Source organism: Grimontia sp. NTOU-MAR1 (genome assembly GCF_035758505.1).
GTDB lineage: Bacteria > Pseudomonadota > Gammaproteobacteria > Enterobacterales > Vibrionaceae > Enterovibrio > Enterovibrio marinus.
The window spans coordinates 1,383,138-1,410,042 of sequence record NZ_CP142108.1 but is presented as its reverse complement, the minus strand read 5'-3'; the positions used below and the strand labels follow the sequence as shown (position 1 = coordinate 1,410,042).

The following is a 26,905-nucleotide window of genomic DNA, read 5'->3' as shown; positions in this document are numbered from 1 at the left end:
GTATCACTGTCGGCATGAAGCGCAGGAGGTGCTAAATGTGGTATGCGACGACATTAATGGTGACAGCAGCAGTCATGGTCATGGGCGCTGCACTTTCTTCTGCCTTTGCTGAAGGTGATATCCCCCTGCTTGCTTTTGCCATTCCCGCTCTCTTTTTTACAGGTTCCGGCGGCGTCGCCGTTTGGATTCTTGCCTCCGGCCTGATTGGCTTCGGCGCCATGATGCCTTACCAACCCGTTGCCATTTCTCTCAGCCTTTGGATGATCCTTCCCGCGCTGGTGCTTATCACCGGAGAGCGCCGTAACTGGCAGGTCTCGCTATTGGTGATCTCCGTGGTAATCGCCATGGAATGTGGCGTGCTTGCCCTGCAAGGGGACGAGAAGCTCGGTGGTGCCATCAGCTACACCCTCATCCAGATCTTCTGCGTCATCATGGTGTGGGTCGCGACCTACTTCTGGAAGCCAGTAAAAAGAATTAGCTGGTGGCCTGTCGCTCTAATTGTGGCGCTGCTGGCAGGCGGGCAAACCCAAGGAGCCATGTTCGCCTTTTGCGGCAGTATGCTGGTGTTGGCGCTTCAAGAGCTGCAACGCGTTGGTGGTGAGCAGCGTGGCGATAAACTCTGCGTGATTCTGCCAGCCATTGCTTTCGCCACTATCGTCGTCTTCCCCCAATTTTCCGTGCCAAACCCTGTGTTTGTCGCTTGGTTGTTGTCTCTGACCATTGCTTGGCTCGGCGATTACCTTCTCCACACAGAAAACGAAGAAGAGTAGGGCGGGTAAATTCTCACCACTTGACTGCTGAAAGCCAGATAACCCCTTGCATTGGTCGCAGGCATCCCACATAATGCGCCCGAACCAACGGTTTCTTTCTCAAGAGATTTTTGGTGTATCAAATCTATGGAGGCCCCCTTGGTCCTCCCGCAACACTAACTTGTGTACTGGGTCAGGTCCGGAAGGAAGCAGCCCGCGCTTGGGACGTGTGTGCCGGGATGTGGCTGAGGGGGCTTCCACCCATCTAGCGTTCTGAAAAGCTCCTATTCTGTGTATTTTTTCGATGTATTGATCAATACGTTGAGGTTTTTCCTATCTAGCCTTTGCCCCAAAGTGAGTTAGCATTTCGAACAATCCAGCACTTAAATCGACTTACAGTGGCCAAATTTTTCTAATGCATTCCTTATGTATAAAAATACAGGGATATGTATATAGTAAAAATGTGAACGCTTTAAATTCGGGACGCCCGATTTCTCATTTTTGGACCACAAGCCAATAAGTTAATCCACTGATTCTACTAAGCTATATGGTAAAGTGACTTAAGTGTACGCGGACTAATCGGGCATCTCGGTTTTGGACTAAACGGGCTTTATGCCTGCTAATAAGTTGTTATGTGTAAGTAGAAGCATCACAAAAAGGGCTGAGTATTAGATGAAAGTTGTGATAGTTGCAGATATCTTTGGCTTGTGTGAATCATCGGATAACTTAATCAAATATCTGTCTCTTCATACGATAGAAGCTAAAGTTGTCGAACCTTATCAAGGTGCGCGTCATAGCTTCTTAAACGAGCAAGAGGCCTACGGTGTTTTTGTGGAAAAATGTGGTCATGACAGATACTTATCTTTGGTTTCTAAGTCAATTTTAGTAGAGAGACCTGATTTGATTATTGGTTTCAGTGCGGGAGCGAGTGCAGTGTGGCGAGCTTCCAATTATGTTGGTTTAGATCACATGGAGGCGATTTGCTTTTATCCAACACAAATACGAAATCACCTTGATATTAATCCCAAAATATCAACAAAAGTGATTTTCCCTTGTGCAGAAAAATCATTCGATGTGGAAAGCATTAGTAATCACATTTCAGTTTATGAAGGTGTAAGTACTGAGATAACCCCATTTCAGCATGGCTTTATGAATAGGTGTTCTTCTGCATATGACTTGGCGGGAGAAAGGTATGGTTTTCAACTAATTGAAAAGTACTTAATGACATAGCTTTTAGTGGTAGGTCAAATTTAAACATAACAAGAAAAATCAGCCGGACTCGTAAACTCGCCGCTGTTTTGGGCGTTAGCCCTATCAGAGGAAAATAATGAAATCTGCGGTATTAGTTATTGATGTTCAGTCGATTCTGTTCGACCCGGAACCTCAACCATTTGAATCACAAATCGTACTCACCAAAATTAATGAGGTTACGAAATTCGCGCGAGCTAAGTCTGTTCCAGTTATCTTTATCCAGCACGAGCAACCTAAATCTGTTATTGAATACGAAAGTGAAGGTTGGGCATTGCAGTCGAGCTTAATTACACAAACTGGTGACTATATTGTTCGCAAAACAACACCAGACTCGTTCTTAAATACTAATCTTCAAAGTGTTTTGAATGAACTCGATGTAGATAGCTTAATTGTGTGCGGCTACGCCTCAGAGTTTTGCGTTGATACCACCATTCGCAGAGCAGCAGGTTTAGGCTATCCCGTAACTTTGGTTTCGGATGCTCATACAACTCATGATAAGGAACACGCCAGTGGGGCTCAAATTCGAGAGCACCATAATGCTACGTTGCCTAATATTTCGAGTTTCGGTATCAAAATCGAAGCGGTAGAGGCACACAACCTTTGGGCATAGGGCTAATAAGTTGTTATAAGCTACAAGGAAATTTCAGTTTTGAATTATGAAGTACTGGAGCAAACTCCAAGTTCGGAAGAATATTGTCAACTAAGATTGGATGCTGGCCTGTCTGCTAAATCACTTGAAGCGGCACATGTAGGTTTAAGTAACTCGCTTTATACAGTATGTGTTAGAGATTCTAATGGTTTGGTAGGCATGGGGAGAGTTATCGGTGATGGGGCATGCTTTTTCCAGATAGTAGATATAGCAGTCAATCCAAACCATCAGGGTTTGGGTTTAGGTAAGACGATTATGGAGAAAATAGAGTCTTATCTTGAAAAAGCGGCAAATGACGGCTCTTACGTATCACTAATAGCCGACAAACCAGAGTTCTACGAAAAGTTAGGCTTTAATTACACAGCGCCAGAAGCTTATGGAATGTATAAGAGGCTTAGAAAAAGTCGCTTATAACACATATGAGCCCTTCTCCGGTTAATAGGCAATAGCATTCTTTTGGCTGCGTCAGCAGCCAATGCTCTCGAACAACAAAGCAGTCTACTTTGTTTTTCCTAATCTGAAGTTATCCGAAGTAGACGCTATAGAGCTTTAGTTCCAACCCGTTTCTGTCCAACAACGAGCTAGCTGTCGTGGCAAGCTCAGATTTGCCCCAAAAAGTTTGCGATTTTAGCTGGCCAGATGGTATGAGGGCAGGTTTACCCTGATAAAAATAATCTGAAACAGACAGTAAAAGTGTCCGACAAAGCTTGGGCATACACGGGGCGTTGCAATATACCCCATGGCAAACAATTTCCTGTACCTAGTCAATTGAGTATGAAAATTCCTTTAGAAGAGTGTCCTGGTGGAGTTGACCAGAACAGACCACCAGATTGAAGACCTGACAGACAGAGCGGCAACATAGCATGCCTTCACGCTTTTGAGGAAAATCTCACGCGGTTCTCACCGTATAGCTGGGACTATCGCAAGTATCAAATAGACTCTGAATACATTAGCGCAAACCAACACTATTATTTTTGATTTATTACTTAAAAAACGGACGTACCATAAACTCTATCCAATTAACCATGATACTCAATAATGATCTACAGTGATTAGTTATTATGCCTACCCCAGAGCTACTTGATAATCAATTTATTCACTCTCGCTTCTATACGTTTGAGAATAAGCAGTACTTTCGTGCCTTTTTGTTCGTATAGCCTTCCAATAGTTTTACGTTTTTTAATTTACAATAAAAAATAATATAAGCTCCACAGATTGTTATATAAATGAAATTTTAATGTTAATTTTTACACAATTAGAATGATATTCACGAATATACGATCATCTGCTTCCTTCACGTATTAATGATAATTAATATCATTTGACACTTTTATATAGTAATCGAGGCGAATGATGATTAATAAAGTATTAATTATTGTATTTTTTCTAGTGATGAACACAAAGTTTGTCCTAGCAAATAATGATGTACCTGATAAAGATAGTGACGAGTATGCAAACTATGTTATAACTAGAGGAGCAGGCCAGCAACTGACGTACTCTCAAATAGTTGCACTTTCCTCTGCAATATCGAGATCTGTTGTTTCTAGTTATGGGAGTATAGTAGATCGTCATACTGCAGCAGCAATCGAATATACATTAATTGATGCACTATTTAATTCTCCAACATTCCAAAATTCTGTCGCATTTGGTTTAAATAACAATATAGAAAATGTGGGCCACATTCTATTCACCAATGAGTATGAAATTAACGAGGAGCGAGAAGGAGATTTTTCTGATGTAGATGATGTTGAAATCGATGATATCGAAGATTCTGACGCTAATCAGGTTCCTATATTTGCAAGTCATGAAGCCCGAGAAGATGATAATGGTACTCCAGTCGTAAATATTGGTGCAGCCCCTCGTATTGATTCCAATGAATATCCTTGGTGGCAAGAAGCGTTAATTCATGAAGTTATTCATCATATTACGGACTCCTCAGATACTGATGAAGTAGGCAGGCACGGGCCCACTGAAATTTTAGCTCAAAGAATCGCGAATGAACTTCATTGGCCAATACCAACCTTTAAAGGATATGCGGACCCCGAGAGAACCCAAGCTTTAAAAGAACGTAATTTTCAGGCGCTGCTTCATACTATCGATAGACATCCCTCTGAAGCAGAGGCGCTGCTGAATAGACTTGCTACTATTTCCAGAGGCTTGAAAGCTTCAGCTAGATTTAGCTTGCTAACTTCTTTCTGCTCATCAGGTATCATTGATTTACCCAAACTCCCTGATTTTGATGATGATGATTTCAGCATGGGGGCCGCTTTTTTTACAGGTGCTAGTGCCAGCAACTTAGGTGAGTGTAGCCTAGATGCAGCAGGACGAGTCGATCCAGTAAGTTCTTCAATCACATTTGAAGGGGGGCAATTGCTGATTCAAAGAGATCTGAAAAACCTAAACTTGCTCGTAGCAAAATTAGCCTTTTTGAGAGCAAAAAATAAAGGGGGGTTTTACAGTAAGAATTGGGAATCTTGGAAACATTGGTATAAAGATTCTGGATGGAAGCACCTGTTTGGGTACGGTATCTATGGATACGGGCTGGAGGAAGCTGAGGGGAATGATCTTTATAATCCATATGGCTTAACTTTTAATGATGGTTCATTTTCCATTGGTGTCGTAGGTCAAGATGTTAAGGAAAGTACGAGTAGTGATAATTTTACGAAGTTATCGGGTACTAATTGGCATACCATAAAGTACGCTGGTCAAATGTTTTTTGACAGGAATGGAAGACCTGTTGCACTCGTTATCACTGACGCTTTGACTGGCGGATTCGGTTCCGGATGGTCTTTTATATATAATAATGGGAAATGGCAATATGAGTCTAAAGATGACTGGGATGTTCGTCTATTTCAAGGCTCGACATTATCGTTGGATCCTTACGCGCCAAAATTCAGTACCCATTAATAATTGTGGAAGCTTTAAGAATACCTAGGGTTACTACTACGGAAGTGAAAAATACTTTGATAAATATTAAAGCGTAATATTAAGATATAATCTGAGTTAAAAGGTAGTTATAATTATTTCTGCTACCTTTATTTCCCAAAATGAATAGATACGGTGTCTATCCTTGTATGTAATTATCCTTATTAGCCTTCTAAAAATCGCGATTTTTTTGCTTCATAACATTTTTTATTCTAACTGGATTATTTATAGACTTCATAGGAATTACTTATATTGAATATTAGTAATAAAGTTAAGGTTAACTCACTAGGGTTTTATTGGATAGAGTTATCGTATTGTTCGAATCCCAAACATCACACCTAAAGACATAATTAGATTGCGAGTTTTCTACTTGCGTTTACTCTTTACAATCAAGTTTGCGATATTTCATGGTATTTATTACTAATTTGGCTAAATATCAGATATATAATTGTCCAAAATCAATCTAGCTGGGTACCGACAACAAAAGTAGTGATTTAAAATTATAAAAAACACTACTAATAGCTATAGCTAATAAAATACCTGAACATAATCCTTCGATCCAAAGCGAGTTGAATACTCTTGAGCAGCATTTAACGCACAAGATGTATAGAGAGAGAATACTTACATCAAGTAGTACCCAGACAGAAGAAAGCGTTATAACGCTACCAGGAAAACTGTGTGTCACTGAAATAAACTGTGGAAAGAAAGCGACAAAAAATAATATATCTTTAGGATTGGCTACGCCAGTAATAAAACCTCTAACAAACCCACTATTTTTGGTGGTTTCGCTGTGATCCGAAGTTGATTCTGTATCTCTACAGATATTTGATACGCGCCATAGCGTGCGTAGGTCTATCACAGCTCCAATACCAATATAAAATGAACCGACAATACCCAGTAAATATAGATATTGGGGAGGTAGATGAACTACACCTGCCAGGGTCAATACTGCAATCGTCAGCAACAACAGGGAAGCTCCATTAGTACCGAGCAAGGTCATAAATGCCTCACGTTGTCCCTCACGGATTGCTGTGGAGGTAAGCAGAGCAACAACTGGGCCGGGGGTTACAATTAACAGTATTACGACGACACTGTAGCTGAAAAGTAATGAGAGATTCATGTTGTGTTTTTCCTTGTTGAGATACTTGATTGCCTGTAGATGGCTCAAAATCAATCTCTCGAAGATCATGAGAGCGAATTTACGTATCGAGCTAATACGATTATGTAAGCGCTAATCAGTGCGGAAAAACGGAAAAAACTATGTATTATTGTGAGTAATACTCACAATGGAACATGGACATGACATTACCTCCACTCTATGCGTTACGGGCATTTGAGGTGGCTGCCCGTTTAGGATCTTTTTCTCAAGCCGCTGAAGTACTTAATGTTACGCCTAGTGCGATCAGTCGCCATGTGCGAACGCTGGAAGAGTGGTTTGAATGCAAATTGTTTGAGCGACATGGTCCGAAAGTCATCATTACCCCTGCTGGTAAATCCCTAGCCAGTCAGCTAACTAAAAGTTTCCAGAGTCTGGAAAATGCCTGTTCTCATTTTGGTCGTAAAAATCGTCAATTGCGTTTAAAAGCACCATCCACTCTGGCCATCAGTTGGTTATTGGATGTATTGAGTCATTTTCGAGATAAGTTCAGCGTGCCAGCCATTGAAATTGTCAGTGTATGGATGGATGTCGACAACGTTGACTTTGTCCGAGAGCCCTACGATTGCGCGATTCTACTGGGACAAGGCAATTTTGGTGCTGATACCGAATGCCTTCCGTTGTTCGAAGAGCTACTGATTCCAGTCTGTTCACCAGCGTTACTGAGTGAGGCTCAACATGATTTAAGTGCTTGTGAGTTAATTCACCCCACTTCGGACCGCCGTGACTGGCGTCGTTGGATAGATCGCACTGGTGACTATAAGTCTTTGAACATCAATAAGGGTAAAGTGTTCGATACTCTTGAGCAGGGCAATCAAGCGGCCATCAGCCGCCATGGGATCTCCGTTGGAGATTTGTTACTCAGTCTAAAAGCTATTGAGAGTGAGTTACTGGTGTTGCCATTTAAGCAAGCGGTTGTAACCGGTGATAGTTATTATCTAGTCTGGCCTAAAGGTTGTGCTAAAGAAAAGTACATCGATTTACTCTATCAGTGGCTCAAGTCCTCAGTACCAGGTCCATTACCAGACGATGTAGCCCGTCTAAATTAGTCAACAAGGGACAAAGGTCAACAGACCCTAGGGAAGCGAACAAAGCGAGTTGACGATGTTAACTCGTACTTTAACCATATCGTGTAATGGAGTACCACCCTTCGCCGCGCGCCCTTAATCCTTTTAGTTTTCAATGCCAAGGGCAAACAAAGAATACGTTCGGGGTGATCACCATTGCCATACCATTCTTGTTGGCCCGGAGTGTGATAGCGCTGATACGATGATTAACAAGACAAAAGGTATTATGTTGAAGTCGGCCGCATTTTTTAAAAGATGAGGACTGTCTCATATGTAAAACCTCATTGATTCATTTACCGAATATATGTCGGTAACTATCTGCTTTAACGATTAAATTTATTTTCTCAGCTTCCAGACGTTATAGGTAAACCGGTATTCTCAATATTGAATTTTTCCACATCCCGACTAGCTTATTTTTCGATGCTAAAATTTATCTTTACCCGTATTCAGGGTGTACTGATTGGGGTCATGGGTTTAACACGTTTTGCAGTTATTTGAAGCTGTTGTTTGAGGACATATGATGTATTTAAGAAAGTCATCTGGGTGTTGCCGCCATCGTCGTTCAGACTCTTTATAAGTATTAATCTATCAACATTCGATTATTTGTTGTGTGTGATGACTAATTTTCTTGACATTAGGGAAGGCTATGAGAACTCCACAGATACCCGATAATGAAGCAGAGCGCTTACACGCGCTTAGGGCACTCGAAATCTTAGACACCTCTCACGAAGAGCGATTTGATAGGGTAACGAGAGTGGCTAAACGCTTATTTGGTGTTTCTATCTCACTTGTTAGCTTTGTTGACGAGAACAGACAGTGGTTTAAATCAGCTCAGGGCTTGAAAGTGAAAGAAACACCGAGAGAAATTTCGTTCTGTGGTCACGCGATCAATAATGACAACTTGTTTGTTATTCCAAATGCGAAAGATGATAAAAGGTTTTGTGATAACCCTCTTGTAACCGATGCTCCTAACATTCGTTTTTATGCGGGATACCCTCTGAAACTCAGGCCTGGTCTTCACATTGGAACATTCTGTTTGTTTGATATTGAACCTAGGGAAATGGGCGAGGAAGATCGTTCGCTTCTTCAAGATTTGGGGTCGATGATCGAGCAAGAAATTAAGTCGCTACATATGGCTACTTTGGATGAACTCACAATGATTTCTAATAGACGTGGCTTCTTATCACTCGCAAACTTTTCTCTCAAACTGTGTAAGCGTAAGAAACTCAGTAGTTCTATTATCGTTATTGATCTCAATAAGTTTAAGCCAATAAATGACAAATATGGTCACCATGAAGGAGATCATGCCTTGAAAACCATTGCTATGGAGTTATTTAACTCGTTTCGGGAGTCTGATGTTGTTGGTCGCTTGGGGGGAGATGAATTTGTAGTGTTTCTAGCTGACTCCACTCCAGATATTGTCAAACATTGCTTATCTAGGTTCACTGATAATATGACCAGAATAAATAGAAACAGTAACAAACCTTACAATATTGAGTTTAGTTTTGGTTTTAGCCATTACGATCATGATAGTCAGTTGTCGATAGAAGAAAGAATAATGCAAGCTGACAACGAAATGTACAAACAGAAAAACGCACGCTAATCACAGGGCGTTTCCAGCGGACTCCACTAGAAGAATAGACAGTGCCATAAAAACACAATTATCGGTTTCAACCTTGTATGCGCGCCAACTCGGGCTCACTCAGCATGCATGATCTGAATAAGTCTGTCATTGAATACGAAAGCGTTGGTTGGGCATTGCAGTCGAGTTTAGTAACACAAGCTGGTGATTATTTCGTGTGTAAAACAACGCTAGACTTATTCTTGAATACTGATCTTCATGGTGTTTTGAACAAACTAGAAGTTGAGCGGTTAATAGTGTGTGGCTACGCCTCTGAGTTTTGCGTTGATACCACCATTCGCAGAGCAGTGGGTTTAGGTTGTCCTGTAACTTTGGTTTCGGATGCTCATACGACCCGTGATAAGGAGCACGCTAGTGGTGCTCAAATTCGAGCGCACCACAATGCCACGTTACCTAATATTTCGAATTTCGGTGTCAAAATAGAAGCGGTAGAGGCAGGCAAACTTTGGGTATAGGGCTATTAAGAATGTGGACGAAAGATGTTTACTCGAAGCGCACTTTTTCATCGAAACACAGTAATTCAGGTGTTTCAATCAGTTTGGTCTAGAAACGCCCATAATTAGAACGTTTTGTGTCATTGTGTTTTCGCGTAAAACTCATTTAGGGATAATGACTTCAATCCTTGAACAAAACATCCCCTCGCGTTTCCGCAGAGGGATTTTATTATTGGATAAACAAACTGAACGACTCTCGGTTAAGCTGCTCTGTCTCTCTTGTGCGCCTATCTTTTGATTATTATGTAAAAAACGGGCCAATCAGACATCGAATGCTGTCGGAAGCACTATCATGTCTCTGATAGTGACATTGCGAGTCCGTGTGAGCGCAAAAACAAGTGCATCTGAGACTTCGGAAGGCTCAATGAGAGAGCCACTGTCCTTGGCTTTTTGTAGTCGATCTTTGGGCCAATCTGCCAACAGCGCTGACACTACGGGGCCGGGGGATACCTGACCAACGCGGATACCACTCTCACGCAACTGCCTACGCATAGTCTGTACGAAGCAGGTTATCGCCCACTTGGATCCTGAATAGACGGGCTCCCATGGAATCGCTGAGTGGCCAGCAACGGAACAGGTCACCCAGATATCACCAATGCCACGGCTTTTCATGTGTGGGATAACCGCATGAACATTTTTCATAACCGCGTTAACGTTAAGGTTCAGCATCCGGTCAATGGTTTCAGGATTAGTATCATCTAGGTCGCCGCCGATATAGGTGCCAGCGTTACAATAGAGTATGTCGATATGATCCACTTTTTTTAGGATCGATGGGATCATTGCGTTGCAGCTATCTGCATCAAGTAGGTCAGTGACCTGTGCAATGGCCTTATCACCCAGGCGGTCGATGCAGTTTATTAGTGCATGTTCGTCGCGATCCACCATAACAACAGTGGCACCCTCTGCGAGTAATGCCTCTGTAGCCGCAAGGCCGATACCAGAAGCAGCACCTGTTATGACTGCAATTTTTTCATTGAGAGATTCGGCCATTAAGAACTCCTATTGAATTGAGTTGAAAAGATCAAACGCCAAGAAAGCCGCCGTCGATTGGAAGAACGGCCCCCGTAATCATTGGGGCATCGTCAGAAAGGAGCATGACGATGGACTTTGCCACATCTTCTACCTCTGCAAAACGGCCAATTGGGTGCCTTGCCATCATTGGATCTTTCTTTTCAGGGTCGGACCAAGCGGCGACAGCAAGCTCGGTCATTGTAACTGTTGGAGCAACTGCGTTGACGCGAATACCGAACGCGCCAAGCTCTTTTGCCATCACACGCGTTGCTCCTTCCAGCCCCGCTTTAGAGGCGGCGTAACACATGTGCTCATTGAATCCACGATGGCCGGCAATAGATGTCACATTTAAAATTGAACCCCCGCCCCCAACATTGACGCGAGCACGCGCGAACTCTTGCGCGCAGATGAGTGCTGCGCGAAGGTTAATCCCCATGACGGCTTCATAACCATCGTCTGTCATCTCAAGTACGGACTCGAGAACATTAGTTCCGGCACAATTGATTAAAAAGTCGCACGCTCCGGCCTCTCTCATTGCTGCTCGTGCCGCATCATTATTTAACAAGTCAACGATGATCGACGTGCAACCGGTTTTATCCTTTAGGCTTTCTAGGTCTGACGCTGTTCTCGCCATGGCCACAACTGTTGCCCCTCGCTTAGCCATCTCGATCGCGCAGGCTCGCCCAATACCTTTACCTGCGCCGGTTACAATGACGCTTTTCCCGTCGAATTGGGTACTCATTTTTGTCATCCTATCAATGTTAATTGTGTTGAATAATTCGTCGCATTTAACAATATCTATTGGTGGCTAAAGGAGGCATCTCTGATGCGGTTGATAGAAATGCCTAGCGATCTTTCATGGTCAGTTTTGACGAATCACCTCCAAGAATAAGCTCGGCGGTCACATCATCAGTGACCAACGTGTCAACAAGACCTCGTCGGCATGCAACTCTGATAACCTCCACTTTATGCGGTCCAGCGGCAGCGAGAATCTTCTCTGGAACACTCATGACGTCGCTAAGCGGCATCCCTACTGTTCGGTTGTCCACGTCTTCTGAAACAGAGCATCCTTGTCTATCCAAGAATTGTCCAAGTACATCTCCAATCGCCCCGGAACTGATCAGCCGTTCAGATGTAAGCCCTTTGGGCAGACCATGCTCGATAAGGAAAGATTTGTTTGAAACGTTCGAGCAGGTAAGTAAAACGGCGTCTAACGACTTAAATTTCTCAATGTGCTGTCTCAGCACATCCTGAGAGAGAAAGAGGTCACGATCTATTCCCTCGGACAGGTAAATGGGCGCGGCTAGAAGGGAAAACTTTGCGCCAAGGACATGCGCAAACCCTGATGCAACGCCGAACGAGTTTAACGTTGACCCCTTTGCGGTTCCTCCCAGTATCGAGACAACTTCAAGGTTGGGGTACTTTAGAGAGGGGAGCTTTTGGATAGTAGCATCCAGTGTTAATCCCCAAGAAACACCGAGTGATTTCCATTCACCTGTTGCTAGCCTTTCGACTAAAAGTTCTGCAAGGGCTGCCCCCACAGACTTGTGGTAGTCGTATGCCGCTCTATTGGCAGGACCTACAATGGCCCGCTTTAGTCCTAAAACTTGCTTCAACTGTTCTTGAAGTTGAACCTTCTGGGTAAACGGCGATTCAATCTTAATTTTTACAAATCCGAGCGACTTAGCTCGTTGAATTGCTTGATTGACCCTCAGTCTCGTCACGTTCATCTGACGGGCGATCTCTGCTTGAGTCATTTCGTTGACGTAATAATGCCAGCACACTTCTGTAATAAAGGCGTCGCTGTCTTCTATAAGCTCGCGTGGCAAAACAATTCTCCAAGTTATTCAATAATTGCTAACAATATTATATGACCGAAGGTGTGGGTTATACAATTGTTAACCAGCAAATACATTTGAATATTTACACTTGAATAACAAAAAATACAAAGGTATAACTTGTTGAGTGGGAGGTGGCGCGGACCAGTCGCATGGAGCGAATGATTCGGCCTGCTGCATTCTGTTCAATAACAATAGTTGGAGAAAATCAGTGAACTCTATATTGGTAAAGAGCGCAATCGCGGTGGTACTTACCGTCGCTACTACGTCTGCATATGCTGAGATTGACAAAGCTTGGTGGAAGGAGGCTGCAAAGCCGTATCAGGGTGTAACTATTCGTGGTGTAACCGAATCGTCACCTCCGTCACTTTACATTCGTGAAGTACTCGCTCCAGAATTTGAAGACCTTACTGGAATTCGGGTTGACGTTGAAACCACTTCTTGGGATCAGATGTTTGATAAAGCGATTAAAGATATGGAAGCCGGAACAGGCATCTATGACATGGCTTATATCGAACAGGATATTATCTACTCTTATCTATCCCGCGACTTTCTAACCGACTTGACCCAATTTCTAAAAGATAATCCTGACCTGAAGGCATCAACGTTCGATGAGAGCAATTTCACCACGTTCGCCGATTACTTTAAGGACGCTTCTGGTGATCTTTACGGAGTACCAATGGAAGCATTCCTAAAGGTGTATCTGTATCGTACCGATCTCTTCAACGATCCAAACATCAAGGCAGCTTTCAAAAAAGAAGCTGGTCGCGACCTGGTGCCAGCAAAGACGCATGCTGAATATGCTGAAATCGCGGCGTTTTTTACAAACTACGGCAAGAAGAATGATATGGAACTGTGGGGCACCACAGCTCAAGCGCACACTGGTCACGTAGCGTCTTGGTACGAGTATAACGAGTCAGTAGCGCCGACCTTTGGTGTGTATAACTGGGGTATCGATGCTGATAACAACTACGCTGCATCAGTAAAGAATGGCGGCGAAATGAACGGGCCGGAAGCGGTCGAAGCGATGAATTGGTGGTTGGCGATGCGTGACATTGCGCCACCAGAAAGCCCTGCATCAACGTGGACTGAAGTGGGTACGACATTTGGTGCGGGTCGCGCAGCTCAAGGGTTGGTCTACGGCGAAAATGCAGGCTGGATTGCGGCTGACAAAAACAAGTCTCTGGTTGTCGGTAAAGTAGGTGTTGCTTTGCCACCGCTAAAAGAAGGTGTTTTAGAGGAGGCGGAGAGTGGTGAGGGGTACATCGGTTACTATGACGGTGGTGCTTTTGGTATTCCACATTCCTCTAAAAACAAGGAGGCGACAGCACTGTTTCTGCAATATATCGGCCAGAATGAAGTTCAGCCTGACTGGGCAGTTGCGGCACCGCGCGTCACCAACACTGCAACCTATGACGATCCTAAAGTTCAAGAAATGAACGACAAGCTCAGTGGCTATTATGACCTGCTTAAGGATAAGGGCTACCTGTTCGCCGGTGCGCCAGCCTACCCATTCCATGCGCAGGTTCGTGAGGCAACTGCCCCTATCTTCTACCAGATTCTGACAGGTGATCTGGGTACCCAAGAAGGTTTGGACAAGATGGCAGTCGCTGCTGAAGCGACGCTCAAAGAACTGGGCTATCGTAAGTAAGGCTTCCTCTTGATAGGTACCTAAATCAGCCGCCGCCGATTCTGGCGGCGGCGATATCAGAAGTACTCATTCGCTCGCTCGACGTATGCCGAAGTCGAGTTCAGATATAGGTAGAAGCGCGTCATGCAATCAAAAAGACTTGGTTGGATTCTTCTTGCTCCAACACTAGTCATCCTGTTCTTTTTCGGGGTGCTCCCATTTTTTTACGTCGTATTCGTATCTTTCCATCAATGGAACCCGTTTGCGGTGAATCCAGAGATGGTGTTCAACGCTGCCGATAATTTTCGTCAAATCGTATTTGACCCAGCGGTCCTCAATTCGCTTGGCGTGACAGTGGCATTTGTTTTTTTTGCTGTTTCGTCAGAATTAATCCTTGGCTACTTTTTGGCGCAAGCTTTTATGCGTGATTTTCCCGGTAAAGCGATTTTTCGGACTATTCACACGCTTCCACTGATCATGGCTCCGATCATCGTTGGCTCAGTTTGGAAACTGATGACGACACCGTCAATTGGGATTATTCCTCACTTTTTGGATGAATGGTTTGGCATAACCATGAACATTGGTACATCCACCACGGCGGCTTTTGCAACAGTGGTGATCATGGATATATGGCACTGGACGCCGCTCGTCACGCTAACGCTCATGGCAGCACTGGTCTCGTTGCCACCAGACCCTTTTGAGCAAGCGCAGATTGATGGTGCAAACAGCCGCCAGATATTTTGGCACATTACTTTGCCTATGATCACTCCCGCTATCGTGGCTACCGTATTCATTCGTCTTATGGATGCATTAAGGACAGTGGATGAGGTTTGGATGCTTACAGGTGGCGGCCCAGGCTCAGCAACAAGATTCGTGGGCGTGCATATCTTCAAAGAGGTGTTCCCCAAAACTAACTATGGGTACGGATCGACGATTTCCGTCATCGTCCTCTATTTAACTATCGTCGTTTGCTGGTTGCTTTATGTCTCCATGCTTGCGCCGCGCAATAAAAAGGACTGAAGCCATGAAAAAGCAAAACCCCGTTGTCGGCATTGTTTTTTGGAGTTTAGTCAGCTTTTTAACACTGTTTCCGATCTACTGGCTGTTTGTCATTTCGGTCAAGCCTGCAGTTCAATTGTTCTCAACGCCTGAGTTAATTTTATCCGACCCGTTTTGGGGTAATTATGCCAAGGTTTGGGGTGATCGTCTTTTACGGAGCTATATGCTCAACTCGGTCATCATCTCAACGGGAAACGCAGTACTTTGCACAGTGCTCGGTTTTTTTGCCTGCTATGCGCTCTCGCGATTCAAAATGACGGGTAAGGAGTCGATTTTCTTTTGGACCATTACCAATCGTATGGCGCCACCAGCCGTATTCCTTCTTCCGCTTTTTCTTTTGATGACGCAGGTCTATGCGGTTGGCGATTGGAACCTGTTAGATACGCGCATAGGCATGATACTGGTCTATTGTACGTTCAACCTGCCATTCGCGATTTGGACGCTCCGACCCACGCTGGATAGCATTCCAAAAGAACTTGACGAGGCCGCTTACGTAGACGGCGCCAGCTCGTGGAAAGTGATTACCGAAGTTATCTTCCCGCTTTGTCGTCCTGGGCTGGCCGTCACTTTGATTCTCACCTGGGTTTTTGCCTGGAACGAGTACCTCCTTGCTGCAACCTTGACTAACTTCAACGCGCGCACGCTGACGACTGGTCTTTCAGAATATGTGACGACAACAGGCACTGAGTGGGGAGTAATGGCAACAATCTCAGTCTTTACGCTTATCCCTGCTCTGATCGTTTTCGGTTTAGTTCAAAGGCACATTGTCGCAGGTCTGACTTTCGGTGCGGTTAAAGGGTGATGCTATGAGTGATCAACAAAAAGTGCCAATGACTAAGGCTCACAAAAAAGATGAGAGCTTACCGCCAATCCCTGATGAGAGATCTGGTTTCTTGCCAATTGAAACCAACTGGTTCGATAGATTGTTCATTTCAGTCGTTATTTGGATTGCTCTATCACTATTCTGGTTCCGCTTTGTCGAACCAGCAGGGATCTCCATTTGGGTATCAAATGCCATATCACTTGCATTGGCATACATCATTATCAGAAGGGGTTGAATATGAAATCGCTTGTTCTCGAAAAGAGGGAAGAACTTAGTCTTCGGGACTTTCCTGCTATTGACAAAATAGAAGAAACACTCGGTGCTCGTGATGTTCGCATTAAGCTTCATACCGTCGGCATTTGTGGGTCAGATGTTCATTACTATACACAAGGGCGTGTTGGTCCCTTTGTTGTTAACGCACCGATGATATTGGGGCATGAAGCATCTGGAACCGTGATTGAAACCGGTTCGGACGTTAAAACGCTTAAGGTCGGTGATCGAGTGTGTATGGAACCAGGAATTCCGGACCCTAATAGCAAAGCGACTCAATTAGGTATGTACAACGTTGACCCTGCAGTGCGTTTCTGGGCGACGCCGCCTGTACATGGGATTTTACGTTCGACTTGTGTTCATCCCGAGGCTTTCACATTCAAGCTTCCCGACAACATTAGTTTTGGTGAAGCCGCTATGGTCGAACCTTTAGCTACGGGTATTCATGCTTCCACAAAGGCAAAAATTAAGCCCGGTGACAATGCCTTGGTGATGGGTGCAGGAACAATTGGTCTTGTCACTGCGCTTTCCGCATTAGCGGCGGGTTGTGCCAAAGTCTATGTGACCGATTTAGCCGAAAAGAAACTGGAAATCGCAGGCTCTCTCAGCCCCGCTATTGTTCCGGTAAACATTAAATCTTCGAATATCGCCGATGTGATAAAACGTGACACTGACGGCTGGGGCGTTGATGTTGTCTTTGAGGCGTCTGGCTCCCCCCAAGCCGCCAAGACGGTTTTCGAATCCCTGTGCCCGGGTGGCTGTGTTGTGATGATTGGTGGGCAGGCTGATCCGGTCGCTTACGATGCGGGCGCTGCTATGGTTCGGGAAGCGCGTGTCGAGAATATTTTCCGCTATGCGCATGTCTTTCCGCGCTGTGTCGGTATGCTGAGTTCTGGTGCTATCGACCTAAAACCTCTTATCACAAGAACATTCGAATTTTCGGACAGCGTTAATGCGTTCGACATCGCTGCATCTGCTCCACCGGCAGATGTGAAGATGCAAATTGTACTACCGCAATAGGGGAATAAAACATGGCTAACGTAGCAATTAAGGACATCATCAAACGCTACGGAAAGGTGCAGGTAATGCATGGAGTGAGTGTTGATATTGAAGACGGTGAGTTTGTTGTGCTTGTCGGTCCGTCTGGCTGTGGTAAGTCTACGCTACTCAGAATGCTCGCAGGTTTGGAGGAGATTAGCGAGGGCACGATTTCTATTGGAGATCGTGTAGTAAACGATGCACCACCCAAGGAACGTGATATCGCAATGGTCTTCCAGAGCTATGCTCTGTATCCACATAAAACGGTCTACGACAATATTGGTTTCCCTCTGAAGATGGCTGACAGACCAAAATCTGAAATCGAAGAGAAGGTCACTAAAGCAGCAGAGATACTCGATCTTACAAAGTACCTGAAGCGCTATCCAAAAGAATTATCTGGTGGTCAGCGACAGCGTGTTGCGATGGGACGAGCCATTGTGCGAGATCCGCAAGTATTTCTATTTGACGAGCCTCTTTCTAATCTTGATGCAAAATTGCGGGTAACAATGCGCATCGAAATTAAGGAGCTACACCAGCGTCTCGGCACGACCATCGTGTATGTCACCCATGATCAGATCGAAGCGATGACAATGGCAGACAAAATTGTCGTGATGCGTGACGGCCGCGTAGAACAGATTGGTAGTCCGTTGGATCTTTACGACACGCCCAATAACTTGTTTGTCGCTGGATTCATTGGATCGCCTTCTATGAATTTTGTACACGGCAAAATCTCATCTAAGAATGGAACACGCATGTTTATCTCAGACAGTGGTCTTTTGCTGCCTCTTCCGGAGACGACGGCAGCTGACGGGCAAGAAGTGACTTACGGTATCCGCCCAGAGCATATTCAGATTGGAGAAACTGGCGTACCAATGGAAGTCGGTGTGGTAGAGCTAACGGGCTCAGAAACACATATTTTTGCCAAATCCGGCAGCGATTCAATTGATGCTCTAGTGAAGGAACGCATCAATGCGCGTTTTGGTTCTCAATTGGGTTTTGTGATCAATCCTGATGACGTGCATTTATTCGACCGTAATACCGAACAGCGGATTTAAGCTGGTCTCGAACTAAAACTTGTTAGAGAGAGGTAAGCGCTATGACCATGATCAAGGCTGTCATCTTTGATCTAGATGGCTGCCTCGTTGACAGTGAGCCGTTAATACTGGAGGCGATAGCCATCGAAATGCGAGCGCTAGGGATCCGAGATGCCAGCGCCCGTGAAATTGGAGATCAGTTCTTAGGAATTGCTATGCCAGTGATTGTTGAGTATGTGTCCGAGAGACTGGGAAGGAGGGTTCCTGAGGATTTTGCCGCCCGGGTAGAAAACCATGTGCTGACTACGTATCAGACCGAGTTAAAACTGGTTCCCGGGACGGAAAAGCTAATAGCGGGTCTTAAAAAACGTGGAACTGCAATCGCTATAGCTACTGGAGGTTCCCTGAAACGTATGAAAAGCACGCTTGAACTGGCCGGCATTGCTGATGACTTCAAGGGTAATACGTCTAGCGCTGAAGAAGTTAAAAACGGCAAGCCTGCGCCGGATCTTTTTAAGCTCGCGCTGGATAGATTGGGCTTGAAGCCATCTGAGTGTTTGGTTGTTGAAGACTCTCCACACGGCATAGTTGGCGCTCGTGCAGCTGGAATTGCGGCAATCGGTTTTGTGGGTGGTAGCCATCTGAATGAGAAAAAACAGCAGCATGCTGCTTTGTTGCGAGAAGCAGATGCCATAGAGGTCTTTGATACGCTCTCAGGTGTTGAGCAGTTTATTCATTCATATGCTGGTGGTGCGATCAAATGATTGCGCTTTCAAATAAATCTATTAGGTCGTTGCCAAAGGGTATTGAAGGCCCCAATTATGATCGAAAAGTGCTAACGCCGGGCATTGTCCACATCGGGTTGGGTAATTTTCACAGAGCGCACCAGTCTTGGTACTTGCATCGCCTTATGCAGCAAGGGCTAGCGTCAGATTGGGCAATCATAGGTGCGGGCGTTCGGCAATACGACCATGACATGCGTGCCAAGCTTTTAGATCAAGATTGTCTAACGACGCTTATCGAGCTGGATCCTGGTGGTATATCCGCCGAAGTGACTGGATCTATGATTGGATACGTTCCTATTGAAGAGGGTAACTGGCCACTGATTCAACAGCTCGCCTCGCCTGATATACGTATTGTCTCTCTCACTGTGACCGAGGGCGGCTACTACATCGACCCTGTGACGAAGCAGTTCGATGAGCAACACGCTGATATCCAGCACGATGCTTCAAACCCGGAAGTTCCTTGTACAGTTTTTGGCGCGATCATCGCAGCCCTGAAGTTGCGAAGAGATGAGGGCATCGGGCCTTTTACGCTACAAAGCTGCGACAACCTGCAAGGCAATGGAACCATTCTCCGCCAGACAGTCGTCTCTCTTGCCCAACTGAGTGATCCGGCGTTGGCGAGTTGGATCAATGACAACTGCACGTTTCCTAACTCGATGGTTGATTGTATTGTTCCTTCCACGGGGGCAATGGAACTCTCATTGGTGCGCGATTTGGGTATTGGCGATGCCGCTCCCGTCACACACGAGAACTTTAGGCAATGGGTCATTGAAGATGCCTTTTGTGCAGGTCGTCCTGACTGGGAAAAAGTTGGGGCGCAATTCTCAAACAACGTTGAAGGTTACGAGTCACAGAAGATACGCATCTTGAATGCTGGCCATCAGATTATCGCAAACGTCGCGGAGGTTCTTGGAATCGATACCGTCTCTCAGGCGATGAAAAATCCACTGATTTCTGCTCTTTTCCGTAAGGTCCAGAATGAAGAGATAGTGCCTCATATCAAGGCTGTTTCAGGTATAACACCGGCGGAGTATGTTGATCTTGTTGAGGCGAGATTCTCGAACCCAAGGATTGTGGATACTATTCGCCGTATCGCTTTTGATGGCTCTTCTCGCCATACGGGTATGGTCATACCCACTATCCGTGACGCTCTTGCTGCAGATTCTCGGGTTAGCGGCCTCACGCTGGTTGAGGCGGCATGGGCTCGCATGTGCGAAGGTACCCGGGAAGATGGTTCAGAGATAGCGTCTAACGATCCTATTTGGGCTAAGCTTAACTCTGCGGCGAAAGCGGCTAAGGTTTCGCCCGTTGCGTGGCTTGAGCAAAGTCAGATTTATGGTGATCTATACAATAATCAGACGTTTACTATTAATTTTTCTTACTGGCTGAACCTCATTTATAGTGAGGGCATGGAAGCAGCAATAAAAACCTACTTAAAGGATGTTTGAATGGCCTTTCTTGGTATTGACCTCGGGACTTCCGGCCTCCGAGCGTTACTCGTCAACGATCATGGAGATCCTATCGGCGCTACAGAACGACACTATGAAGCAATTCACCCTCATCCAGGGTGGTCGGAGCAAGATCCTCATGACTGGATCAGAGCACTGAATGATGCCATTGACGAGATGCGAAATACCTATCCCGCTTTCTCGAACTTGCGGGGAATTGGGGTTGCAGGGCATATGCATGGGGCGACTTTACTTGACGTATCGGGTAACGTCCTCAGGCCTTGTATTCTTTGGAACGATACTCGCTCGCATGCTGAGGCAGCACTTCTTGACTCGACTAATGGTGTGCGCGAGATTTCAGGAAATATCGTCTTTCCAGGATTCACTGCACCAAAACTAGAATGGATCCGTCAACATGAGCCTGAGGTTTTTTCCAAGATCGACAAGGTTCTTCTCCCTGCTGCCTATCTTAATTATTATCTCACTGGTGATTATGTTGCTGATATGTCGGACAGTGCAGGAACATCCTGGCTGGATGTTGGGAAACGAAAATGGTCTGATCGGCTTTTAGAGGTTAGCCATATGCGCCTTGACCAGATGCCGCGTCTGGTTGAAGGCTCGGAGGTTGCTGGTCAGCTCCGTAAAGAACTCGCGGAGAAATGGGGAGTCAGTAGAAAAGTAACGATTGCTGGTGGCGCGGGTGATAATGCTGCTGCTGCATGTGGTATTGGTGCTTTAGATGAGGGACGGGGTTTTGTCTCGCTGGGTACCTCAGGCGTCTTGCTCACAGCACGCCGCGGATACCAGCCCGATCCGGAGACGGCGGTCCATACATTTTGTCACGCATTACCCGATCGTTGGTATCAGATGGGCGTCATGCTATCAGCGACAGACAGCCTGAATTGGCTCGCTCATACCGTTGGGAATAAGCCGGAAGAACTGACAGCGTTGCTCGGTGAAAATCTTAGTCCACCGTCCTCGGTCAGATTCTTTCCATACCTGTCTGGAGAAAGGACACCCCACAATGATGCTGAAGTCAGGGGGACATTTTTAGGGCTATCTACTGGCACGACAAAAGAGGACTTAACCCGTGCAGTGCTAGAGGGCGTGGCTTTTGGCCTACGAGACAGTTTTGAAGCTTTAGCAGCAACAGATGCAAAGCTTGATTCTCTCATAGCGATTGGCGGGGGGAGTGCCTCTCGGTATTGGCTTAAGCTCATTTCAACTGTCCTTGGTATCCCACTCCAGTTGCCCGCATCTGGAGAATTCGGCGCAGCGCTAGGTGCGGCTCGACTTGGCATGATTGCAGCCTCAGGTGAGAGTGCTGAGAACATAATGTTATCACCGAGTATTCGCTATGAAATTCAGCCGGACATAACTAATCGTGCAGTTTGGGAAGAGGCTTACGGCAAATTTCGAATGGCATACTCTGGTATCAAAGCTATTCAATAAAAGATAGGAACGGTCAAAAACATAACGTTGATTCAATGCGTGGGCCTGATTACCTCGAACCTGTCTATTTCTGGCGAAATTTGCTTCGAATTGAACGCATTGATGATCTCTGAACTCAGGCATCTCTGGGTTTGTTGGGTTTGTCATCATTACTTTTTGGCAACATGATGCTGAATTACTAGCTAACTAGAAAAAATCCCCCCGCGTTTCCGCAGAGGGGATTTTTTGTTCAAGGATAATCAAACAGCCTTACTTCGCTTTTCGCTGCTCCGCCTTCTTAGCCAGCTTTTCATTTCTCCGCTGGGTAATGATTTGGTCTGCTTCACCGCCAACGTGAATTTCGCCGCGCGCTCTAGAGAGTTGCACTTGCTTTTCACGCTCACGGAAACGGGCTTTTTGCTCGTCGGTGTGTTTGTCTATGCACTTAGGGCAGCTGACGCCTTGCTCGAACGCTTCTGACTGCATGTCTTCTTCAGTGATAGGCAGGCGGCAGGCGTTACACATGGCGTAGCCGCTCTTCTCAAGCTGGTGGTTTACTGCCACCCGGCCATCAAACACATAGCAATCGCCTTCCCAAAGACTCTCTTCCTGAGGCACTTCTTCCAGGTATTTCAGAATGCCGCCTTCCAGGTGGTAAACCTCGTCAAAACCTTGCTCTTTCATATAGGCAGTCGACTTTTCACAACGAATACCGCCCGTACAGAACATGGCGACTTTCTTATGTTTGGCCGGATCCATATTCTGGGCGACGTATTCCGGGAACTCGCGGAAGGTGTCGGTTTTTGGGTTAACCGCATTCTTGAAGGTGCCGATTTCGATTTCATAATCGTTGCGGGTATCCACCACAAACACTTCCGGGTCGGAAATCAGGTCGTTCCAGTCTTCAGGCTTCACATAGGTGCCGACCACATGACGCGGGTCGATGCCTTCTACACCCAAGGTGACGATCTCTTTCTTGAGTTTTACTTTGGTGCGGTTGAATGGCTGGTTTTCGTCGAATGACTCTTTATAGACGGTATCAGCAAGGCGAGGGTCTTTCTTAAGCCATGCCAATAGGGTGTCGATACCTTCGCGCGTGGAGGCGACGGTGCCGTTAATCCCTTCATTCGCCAGCAGCAAGGTGCCGCGAATTTCATTCTTCTCCATTAGCGCCTTCAATGGCTCACGGAGTTCCACATAGTCTTCAAGGCGCACAAATTTGTAGAGCGCGCATACAACGTATTGATTCATTTTATTTTCCATTTAGCGGGCTGGAGCGTAAATCCAGAGCTTCCTTAGTTGAACGGTTGAAGTATAGCGAAGCAGGAAACGGCTAAATACGGATAGAGTGTGTGGTTATCGGCTTCTCATGTAGGCCAATTACACATCGAAGCCTCTGCCTTGCATAAAATCCCCACAAACTGCTGCAAAAATCATCACCAAAGGTCAACAGACCATAGAAACTAGCCATAGTTTTTTTACCCATTATCAAAAACAAAAGACAAAACTTGGCATGGCATGTCGCTATCGTATTGAGTCTGCACCCAAACAATCAGAAGATGCATGGTTCAACTCGCCCGAAGGGAGGGCCTCAATGCGCCCATTTCTTATTTAAATTTCAAGGAAATAGAACGATTATTTCTCGTAATATTTGCCACGAATTGAATGTATTGATGACCTCTGAATGGGAGCATCTTAAGGTTGCTTGGGTATCACTCTGATCAAATTTTCTAAGGGACGAGATAATGGGCTTTTCACTTTCTTGGGTGGCAGTCAAAACCGACGATCAAAGCGCAGTGTTGAAATCCTTAGGGTTAACCGCAACGACAGAAACTGACGAGTATTTTGAATCTGATTTTGCGGGTGCGGCCTTGCTGGATGATTGGTATCTGGTGGTCGCAAAGAAAGCGGATAACCAATTGATTTCCGAGGAATCGCTGACTGCGCTTTCCCAAGTCGGCATGGTCATCGCCTGTGCGGTGGAAGAGCACGTGATGACCTCTTCTGCTGAGTGTTGGTTTTTCGGGCAGCGCCGCTGGCAGGTAACTCATGACGGGCAGAAAGACCGCTTGAACTTGGCTGCTGAGGGGCAATTGCCAGCGAGGTTTGAGACGTTGAAAGCGCAGTATATGGCAGAGCAGAAAGCGGAAGCTGGTGAGTCTGCTGACATCGATCTTATCTTCGACATTCCGCTGATACTTGCCAGTACCTTGGTGGGTTTTAAGCATGATGAAGATTGCAGTGATGTGCTAGCTAATGGCCTCCCTTTGAAGCTTTCAGTTAGCCAAGCACCAGAAACGACATTTACCCTTGAAATTAAAAAGCCGTGGTGGAAGTTCTGGTGATAAATTGCTCGGACAGAGCATGAATTTTCTGCGTTTTTCTGTGGCGCTAATGTCGCCGTTTAGCTGGGTTTCACTGGAAACCGGAGCGCGCTCCGCCTTGAAGATGTTTGCACTCGAAGCATTAGGTTGCGCAGTGTAGACTGCTGGCAGAACTGACCCAATAACATGAGGCAAATGATGCTGCCAACGACGCAAGCATCTTCGCAAGAAACTATGCAAGGAACGATGAAAGCAAAGGGTGCGTACTTGAACACACTCCAAACAGTTTTTGGCTTTGAGGGCTTACGCGGTGGTCAGCAGAATGTGATCGAAAGGGTGCTGTCAGGGCATTCCTCGGCGGCCATCTTTCCGACAGGTTCGGGCAAATCACTCTGCTATCAACTTCCCGCATTGCACTTGCCGCATCTGACCTTGGTGATTTCTCCGTTGCTCGCGCTGATGAAAGACCAGCTCGATTTTCTGCGTGGAAAGGGCATTGCTGCTGCCTCGATTGATTCTTCCCTGACCTATGATGAATCGCGCGAAGTGATGCGCTCGGTGAAAGCAGGCGAAACCAAAATCCTGATGATTTCCGTTGAGCGTTTGAAGAATGAACGCTTCCGGCAGTTTATTTCCTCGGTGCCAATTTCCTTACTGGTGGTGGACGAAGCGCACTGTATTTCAGAATGGGGACATAACTTCCGTCCTGATTATCTGAAGCTGCCGGCTTACCGCACTCAGCTCAATATCCCTCAAGTGTTGCTTCTCACCGCGACTGCAACACCGCAGGTTATCGAAGACATGCGCAATAAGTTCGGGATCACCTCTGAAAACGTCGAGGTAACGGGTTTTTATCGTCAGAACTTGGATCTCAATGTGCTTCCTTGCAGCGAAGAAGACAAAGACGAGGCCCTACTGAACTTGATGAAGACGGTACCCCTTCATCAATCAACCATCATTTATGTCACCTTGCAGCAAACTGCAGAGAGTGTGGCGGGCAAGCTGAGAGCAGCTGGCGTTACCGTACAGGCTTACCACGCGGGTATGGCAAGCGACGATCGCCAGCAGATTCAAAACGCCTTTATGCGTGGGGAAATCAACTGCATTGTGGCGACGATTGCTTTCGGCATGGGTGTGGATAAAGCCGATATTCGCGCTGTCATCCACTACAATTTGCCCAAATCAGTGGAAAACTACAGTCAGGAAATTGGACGCGCTGGGCGTGATGGTTTGCCATCGGTCTGTTCGGTACTTGCCAACCGCGAATCGGTCAGTGTGCTGGAAAACTTTGTTTATGGTGATACGCCAGATTTGATTGCCATTCGTGCCGTGATTGATGACATCGGTTCGACGCCTGCAGGCAAACCGTGGGAAGTGATGCTGACCCGCCTTTCCAAAGAATCCAATGTGCGCCAATTGCCGCTCAAAACCTTATTGGTTTACTTGGAGCTTGCAGGAATCATTGAGCCTCAATTCAGTTATTTTGCCGATTACCGTTTTAAAATGCTGGTGGGTGCAGAACAGATATTGAGCCAGTTTGAGGGGGAGAGAAGGCAATTTGTGGAGGCGATTTTCCAATGCTCGCCAAAATCGCGCACTTGGCATAGCGTGGACTTTGATGCGCTTTGGCAAGGCTACAGTGCGGAAAGAAAGCGAGCTGTCACCGCATTGGATTACTTTGCTGATAAAGGCTGGATTGAGCTTGAAAGCAAGCAGATGATGGACGTTTACCGCGTCATCCAGCTTCAGGCGTGTCAGGGCGAGCACGCGGCACCATTGAGCGAGCAGATGCATCAACTCTTCCTCACCAAAGAAGCGTCGGAAATTCAACGTGTAGAAGCCATGCTGTCGCTGTTTGAAACCGACACCTGTTTGAGTCACCGATTGGCGACATATTTCGCTGATCAGCATGCGCCTGCGCAGTGTGGTCATTGCTCGGTGTGTCGCGGTAATATCGCGCTGTTGCCGAAAGCCAGTGCTCAGGCGGAGGTGGATGCTGCTGAGTTGCAGCGTCTGATCCAGCCTTTACTCGAAGCCGCTGCGAAAGACGGCACGCAAGTCTCGGCAGAAGCGGTGACAAGGTTCCTTTGCGGCATTGCAACGCCGCTGACCGGACGTTTACGCGCTGGGAAAATGGAAGGGTTCGGCAAGCTGGCTGCCTATCCGTTTGCTCAGGTGAAAGCACAAGTGGTGGCATCGCGTCTTTAAGCTGTTCGTGGGAGTGCGCCTAATCTGGCTTAAATGGTATTATTCGGCCATTAATTCGGGAAAATAGCGCCCG

23 protein-coding genes, 1 other RNA gene and 1 pseudogene are annotated in these 26,905 nt (G+C 46.0%); 20 read left to right on the top strand and 5 right to left on the bottom strand.

What is annotated here, in order from left to right; all coding sequences use genetic code 11:
- Positions 1-35 precede the first annotated feature (35 nt).
- The 6 genes from VP504_RS06445 to VP504_RS06420 all read left to right on the top strand — a co-directional run bounded on the left by VP504_RS06445 (position 36) and on the right by VP504_RS06420 (position 5,556).
- The gene (locus VP504_RS06445) at positions 36-770 is read left to right on the top strand and encodes a hypothetical protein (protein ID WP_325893479.1); all 735 of its coding nucleotides are present in this window, start codon (positions 36-38) and stop codon (positions 768-770) included.
- A gap of 136 nt (positions 771-906) precedes the next feature.
- An RNA gene (gene ffs / locus VP504_RS06440) (signal recognition particle sRNA small type) lies at positions 907-1,003 on the top strand.
- 418 nt (positions 1,004-1,421) lie between these two features.
- Positions 1,422-1,979: a hypothetical protein gene (locus VP504_RS06435; RefSeq protein WP_325893478.1), complete on the top strand. Its 558-nt coding sequence runs from the start codon at positions 1,422-1,424 to the stop codon at positions 1,977-1,979.
- A 97-nt stretch (positions 1,980-2,076) separates the two neighbouring features.
- Positions 2,077-2,610 (top strand): cysteine hydrolase family protein, encoded by a 534-nt coding sequence (locus tag VP504_RS06430; RefSeq protein ID WP_325893477.1) that lies wholly within the window; start codon positions 2,077-2,079, stop codon positions 2,608-2,610.
- A gap of 39 nt (positions 2,611-2,649) precedes the next feature.
- On the top strand, positions 2,650-3,063 hold the full coding sequence (locus VP504_RS06425; RefSeq protein ID WP_002541868.1) for a GNAT family N-acetyltransferase: 414 nt from the start codon (positions 2,650-2,652) through the stop codon (positions 3,061-3,063).
- Positions 3,064-3,999: 936 nt separating this feature from the next.
- The gene (locus tag VP504_RS06420) at positions 4,000-5,556 is read left to right on the top strand and encodes a M85 family metallopeptidase (protein WP_325893475.1); all 1,557 of its coding nucleotides are present in this window, start codon (positions 4,000-4,002) and stop codon (positions 5,554-5,556) included.
- Positions 5,557-6,037: 481 nt separating this feature from the next.
- Here VP504_RS06420 and VP504_RS06415 read toward each other — a convergent pair whose 3' ends face one another.
- A complete protein-coding gene (locus VP504_RS06415; RefSeq protein ID WP_325893473.1) occupies positions 6,038-6,694 on the bottom strand; it encodes a LysE family translocator in 657 nt (218 codons plus the stop codon).
- 179 nt (positions 6,695-6,873) lie between these two features.
- Here VP504_RS06415 and VP504_RS06410 point away from each other — a divergent pair, with 179 nt between their 5' ends.
- The 3 genes and pseudogenes from VP504_RS06410 to VP504_RS06400 all read left to right on the top strand — a co-directional run.
- Complete coding sequence (locus tag VP504_RS06410; protein WP_325893472.1) at positions 6,874-7,779, top strand: LysR family transcriptional regulator; 906 nt, start codon at positions 6,874-6,876, stop codon at positions 7,777-7,779.
- A 664-nt stretch (positions 7,780-8,443) separates the two neighbouring features.
- Entirely contained in the window at positions 8,444-9,400 is a 957-nt protein-coding gene (locus VP504_RS06405) for a sensor domain-containing diguanylate cyclase (RefSeq protein WP_325893470.1), read from the top strand.
- A gap of 107 nt (positions 9,401-9,507) precedes the next feature.
- Positions 9,508-9,894: pseudogene (locus VP504_RS06400) on the top strand (isochorismatase family protein); the annotation flags it as partial.
- Positions 9,895-10,194: 300 nt separating this feature from the next.
- Here the strand turns inward: VP504_RS06400 and VP504_RS06395 are convergent.
- From VP504_RS06395 to VP504_RS06385, 3 genes are all read right to left on the bottom strand, one after another.
- The gene (locus tag VP504_RS06395; RefSeq protein ID WP_325893469.1) at positions 10,195-10,923 is read right to left on the bottom strand and encodes an SDR family oxidoreductase; all 729 of its coding nucleotides are present in this window, start codon (positions 10,921-10,923) and stop codon (positions 10,195-10,197) included.
- A gap of 31 nt (positions 10,924-10,954) precedes the next feature.
- On the bottom strand, positions 10,955-11,686 hold the full coding sequence (locus VP504_RS06390; RefSeq protein ID WP_325893468.1) for an SDR family oxidoreductase: 732 nt from the start codon (positions 11,684-11,686) through the stop codon (positions 10,955-10,957).
- 103 nt (positions 11,687-11,789) lie between these two features.
- Positions 11,790-12,773 carry a sugar-binding transcriptional regulator gene (locus VP504_RS06385; protein ID WP_325893467.1) on the bottom strand — a complete coding sequence of 328 codons (984 nt, stop codon included), beginning with the start codon at positions 12,771-12,773 and terminating at the stop codon, positions 11,790-11,792.
- A gap of 220 nt (positions 12,774-12,993) precedes the next feature.
- Between VP504_RS06385 and VP504_RS06380 the strand changes: the two genes are divergently transcribed.
- The 9 genes from VP504_RS06380 (at position 12,994) to xylB (ending at position 22,321) form a co-directional block, all read left to right on the top strand.
- Complete coding sequence (locus VP504_RS06380) at positions 12,994-14,433, top strand: extracellular solute-binding protein (protein WP_325893466.1); 1,440 nt, start codon at positions 12,994-12,996, stop codon at positions 14,431-14,433.
- Positions 14,434-14,556: 123 nt separating this feature from the next.
- Complete coding sequence (locus tag VP504_RS06375; protein WP_325893465.1) at positions 14,557-15,432, top strand: carbohydrate ABC transporter permease; 876 nt, start codon at positions 14,557-14,559, stop codon at positions 15,430-15,432.
- A gap of 4 nt (positions 15,433-15,436) precedes the next feature.
- On the top strand, positions 15,437-16,273 hold the full coding sequence (locus tag VP504_RS06370; protein ID WP_325893463.1) for a carbohydrate ABC transporter permease: 837 nt from the start codon (positions 15,437-15,439) through the stop codon (positions 16,271-16,273).
- Positions 16,274-16,277: 4 nt separating this feature from the next.
- Positions 16,278-16,529, top strand: coding sequence for a DUF2160 family membrane protein (locus VP504_RS06365; protein ID WP_325893462.1), 252 nt, complete (start codon positions 16,278-16,280; stop codon positions 16,527-16,529).
- A gap of 2 nt (positions 16,530-16,531) precedes the next feature.
- Entirely contained in the window at positions 16,532-17,584 is a 1,053-nt protein-coding gene (locus tag VP504_RS06360; RefSeq protein WP_325893461.1) for an NAD(P)-dependent alcohol dehydrogenase, read from the top strand.
- A gap of 11 nt (positions 17,585-17,595) precedes the next feature.
- Positions 17,596-18,657, top strand: coding sequence for an ABC transporter ATP-binding protein (locus VP504_RS06355; RefSeq protein ID WP_325893459.1), 1,062 nt, complete (start codon positions 17,596-17,598; stop codon positions 18,655-18,657).
- 41 nt (positions 18,658-18,698) lie between these two features.
- The gene (locus tag VP504_RS06350) at positions 18,699-19,400 is read left to right on the top strand and encodes an HAD family hydrolase (protein ID WP_325893458.1); all 702 of its coding nucleotides are present in this window, start codon (positions 18,699-18,701) and stop codon (positions 19,398-19,400) included.
- Positions 19,397-20,869, top strand: a complete 1,473-nt coding sequence (locus VP504_RS06345; RefSeq protein ID WP_325893457.1) for a mannitol dehydrogenase family protein — start codon at positions 19,397-19,399, stop codon at positions 20,867-20,869. Before VP504_RS06350 ends, VP504_RS06345 begins: the two co-directional genes overlap by 4 nt.
- Positions 20,870-22,321: a xylulokinase gene (gene xylB, locus VP504_RS06340; RefSeq protein WP_325893455.1), complete on the top strand. Its 1,452-nt coding sequence runs from the start codon at positions 20,870-20,872 to the stop codon at positions 22,319-22,321. It begins immediately after the preceding gene.
- A gap of 249 nt (positions 22,322-22,570) precedes the next feature.
- On the opposite strand, the gene trhO is transcribed toward xylB, so the two are convergent.
- Positions 22,571-23,551, bottom strand: coding sequence for an oxygen-dependent tRNA uridine(34) hydroxylase TrhO (gene trhO / locus VP504_RS06335; RefSeq protein WP_325893454.1), 981 nt, complete (start codon positions 23,549-23,551; stop codon positions 22,571-22,573).
- Between the two features lie 494 nt (positions 23,552-24,045).
- On the opposite strand from trhO, the gene VP504_RS06330 reads away from it, so the two are divergent.
- A complete protein-coding gene (locus VP504_RS06330; RefSeq protein WP_325893453.1) occupies positions 24,046-24,645 on the top strand; it encodes a hypothetical protein in 600 nt (199 codons plus the stop codon).
- A 225-nt stretch (positions 24,646-24,870) separates the two neighbouring features.
- On the top strand, positions 24,871-26,832 hold the full coding sequence (locus VP504_RS06325; protein WP_325893452.1) for a RecQ family ATP-dependent DNA helicase: 1,962 nt from the start codon (positions 24,871-24,873) through the stop codon (positions 26,830-26,832).
- The last annotated feature ends 73 nt before the right edge of the window (positions 26,833-26,905 follow it).

Bases quoted from the DNA above. Each gene is read 5' to 3' on its own strand.
- VP504_RS06445 (WP_325893479.1), top strand. From the start codon at position 36: ATGTGGTATGCGACGACATTAATGGTGACAGCAGCAGTCATGGTCATG.
- VP504_RS06435 (WP_325893478.1), top strand. From the start codon at position 1,422: ATGAAAGTTGTGATAGTTGCAGATATCTTTGGCTTGTGTGAATCATCG.
- VP504_RS06430 (WP_325893477.1), top strand. From the start codon at position 2,077: ATGAAATCTGCGGTATTAGTTATTGATGTTCAGTCGATTCTGTTCGAC.
- VP504_RS06420 (WP_325893475.1), top strand. From the start codon at position 4,000: ATGATGATTAATAAAGTATTAATTATTGTATTTTTTCTAGTGATGAAC.
- VP504_RS06415 (WP_325893473.1), bottom strand. From the start codon at position 6,694: ATGAATCTCTCATTACTTTTCAGCTACAGTGTCGTCGTAATACTGTTA.
- VP504_RS06410 (WP_325893472.1), top strand. From the start codon at position 6,874: ATGACATTACCTCCACTCTATGCGTTACGGGCATTTGAGGTGGCTGCC.
- VP504_RS06405 (WP_325893470.1), top strand. From the start codon at position 8,444: ATGAGAACTCCACAGATACCCGATAATGAAGCAGAGCGCTTACACGCG.
- VP504_RS06395 (WP_325893469.1), bottom strand. From the start codon at position 10,923: ATGGCCGAATCTCTCAATGAAAAAATTGCAGTCATAACAGGTGCTGCT.
- VP504_RS06390 (WP_325893468.1), bottom strand. From the start codon at position 11,686: ATGAGTACCCAATTCGACGGGAAAAGCGTCATTGTAACCGGCGCAGGT.
- VP504_RS06375 (WP_325893465.1), top strand. From the start codon at position 14,557: ATGCAATCAAAAAGACTTGGTTGGATTCTTCTTGCTCCAACACTAGTC.
- VP504_RS06370 (WP_325893463.1), top strand. From the start codon at position 15,437: ATGAAAAAGCAAAACCCCGTTGTCGGCATTGTTTTTTGGAGTTTAGTC.
- VP504_RS06365 (WP_325893462.1), top strand. From the start codon at position 16,278: ATGAGTGATCAACAAAAAGTGCCAATGACTAAGGCTCACAAAAAAGAT.
- VP504_RS06360 (WP_325893461.1), top strand. From the start codon at position 16,532: ATGAAATCGCTTGTTCTCGAAAAGAGGGAAGAACTTAGTCTTCGGGAC.
- VP504_RS06355 (WP_325893459.1), top strand. From the start codon at position 17,596: ATGGCTAACGTAGCAATTAAGGACATCATCAAACGCTACGGAAAGGTG.
- VP504_RS06350 (WP_325893458.1), top strand. From the start codon at position 18,699: ATGACCATGATCAAGGCTGTCATCTTTGATCTAGATGGCTGCCTCGTT.
- VP504_RS06345 (WP_325893457.1), top strand. From the start codon at position 19,397: ATGATTGCGCTTTCAAATAAATCTATTAGGTCGTTGCCAAAGGGTATT.
- xylB (WP_325893455.1), top strand. From the start codon at position 20,870: ATGGCCTTTCTTGGTATTGACCTCGGGACTTCCGGCCTCCGAGCGTTA.
- trhO (WP_325893454.1), bottom strand. From the start codon at position 23,551: ATGAATCAATACGTTGTATGCGCGCTCTACAAATTTGTGCGCCTTGAA.
- VP504_RS06330 (WP_325893453.1), top strand. From the start codon at position 24,046: ATGGGCTTTTCACTTTCTTGGGTGGCAGTCAAAACCGACGATCAAAGC.
- VP504_RS06325 (WP_325893452.1), top strand. From the start codon at position 24,871: ATGAAAGCAAAGGGTGCGTACTTGAACACACTCCAAACAGTTTTTGGC.